We start from the raw sequence: 2,142 nt of genomic DNA on the forward strand, positions 1-2,142 counted from the left end.
GTTTAAACTAAAGAAATGTTACAAATAACAGTATTAATAGCAACCTCTATGAAAAGAAGCCATTGGCTTATAAATAGGTGTTTGCTATCTGTATATAATCAAAAAGAAATTAATCCAGAAAAAATTAATATTCTTATAGTAGACGATAATAAAGAAGAAAAAGAATATAATATAATTAAAGCTGCAGTTAAAAATAAAAGAAAAGCAATTAAACTGCCCAACACCCATTTTAAAACCAGAATAATAAGAAACTTAAAAACAAAGAATAACTCTGGTACGGGAGCTTGGAATACTGGTATTTTAGAAACGTATAAAATATATAAAGAAGGCTTTATTTCTATCTTAGATGATGACGATGAATACTTACCCAATCATTTATCAGACTGTATTTCAAGAATTGAAGAAAATACACTAGCCGTATTTCAGAGTTTAGAATGGAAAAACACAGATAGCTCCACAGTAAAATTCACTTTAAATAAAAAAATAATAACACCAGCACACTTTTTTATTGGTAACCCTGGAATACAAGGCAGTAATATGTTTATTAAAACAAAAACTTTAATAGACATTGGTGGTTTTGATGAGTTATTACCAAATACAACCGATAGAGACCTAATGATTCGGTTTTTAAGACATGTAAACACAATTCAAGGAGCTATAAATAGTGTCGTAGTAATCCCATCATTAGGGGTAATACATTACAATCACAATAAAGAGAAAGTAAATAACAATTTAAATGAAAAACAAAAAGGGTTAGATTTATTTTATAACAAATACAAAAACAAATTTTCGTCAGAAGCTTACAAGCAATCTTTACAAAGAGCAGTTAAATACTTTAATTATCAATATTCTAAATAGTAATGAAAGAACAGATAGTTATTAATATGCCTTTAAAAAATGGTGCATTTACACTTGTTAGAGCAATAAATTCCATATTAAATCAAAAAAATGTAAAACGTGAAATAATTATTTTAATAGGTAATGATAATTCTACAGATCCCTCATTACACATATTAAAATCGTTTACAGCAAATAAAAATATTAAAGTACACCATCTTAATTTTAATACCTCCTACAAAACTAGAAATTATCTATTGAATTATACACGACTACATTTTCCTAATTGTGTGTTAATTGGAAGATTAGATTGCGATGACTATTTATATAACAATACAGTTTTATCTGCCGTAGAAAAAATATTTGAAGCGACAAATTGCGATGTTTTAATAGCAGGAAACAAACAAGGAAAGAATAATGTAATATTAAAAGGAGCAAACAAAGCAGATAAGAGATTATTAAATAATACGTATTTAAAATCCAGATTGTATAACATGAGTATTGGTAAAGCAGAGGCAGAGTTGCCATCATGTAACACGTTTATTAAGCCATCTGTAACTGTAAATTACCCCGAAATAGAGAGCGCAGAAGATCATTGGTTTACAATAGAACTCCTTTTAAATAAAGAGAGACTAAATATAAATATAGCAGAACATTTAATTTACTGTGTGTACTCTTTAGATGGTAATTTAACAGAAAATAACCTAGTTAATAATTACTATTATAAAAGTAGAAAAGCCTTATACCAATACTTTATTAACCAGTTAGAGAAATGACTACAAGACAAAAAAAAGCATTACACATTTTATTAAATTTTGATAAGCAAAATTATCAGCTCCTTGGAGAAGGAGCTACCTCTGTGGTTTTTAATACAAACCATCTTGTTTACAAAGTTTTCTTGTTAGATAATATTGAAGCGTTAAGTTATAAAAGAGAGATGTTAAATGCTTTTAAATCTAAATTTCATTTATTTAATAACTCAAACTTCTTTTATCCTATACAAGAGTTTATAGAAGTAAATAAAAATACTTTAATCCTTATATACCCTTTTGAAAGTAGTGAGCGATGTGTTGGTTTTGATTATGAGGAAATTCAAGACTTTTTGGTAGAATGCTGGCAAAAAAGAATAATATTTCAAGATATAAAACCAGACAATTTTATTAGAGTAAAAAATAATTTAAAATGGATTGATTACGAACCAGATAAATTTACAGATAATCTATTTTTAAACATGGCGACGAGAGCCTTTATTTATTGCAAATACAGTTTTAAGGATTTAAGTAGTTTAAACAAGTTGTGTAGGAG

Annotated in this window: 3 protein-coding genes; all 3 read left to right on the plus strand. The window is 27.1% G+C overall.

Features of this window, described 5'->3' with window-relative positions:
* Window positions 1-15: 15 nt before the first annotated feature.
* On the plus strand, window positions 16-858 hold the full coding sequence (locus tag ACVC2P_RS14035) for a glycosyltransferase family 2 protein (protein WP_452599081.1): 843 nt from the start codon (window positions 16-18) through the stop codon (window positions 856-858).
* Between the two features lie 2 nt (window positions 859-860).
* Entirely contained in the window at window positions 861-1,613 is a 753-nt protein-coding gene (locus tag ACVC2P_RS14040; protein WP_452599082.1) for a glycosyltransferase family 2 protein, read from the plus strand.
* Window positions 1,610-2,142 (plus strand): hypothetical protein (locus ACVC2P_RS14045; protein WP_452599083.1); only part of this gene is annotated, 533 nt, incomplete at its 3' end. The genes ACVC2P_RS14040 and ACVC2P_RS14045, both read left to right, overlap by 4 nt.

This window comes from Pontimicrobium sp. MEBiC01747, assembly GCF_053601635.1.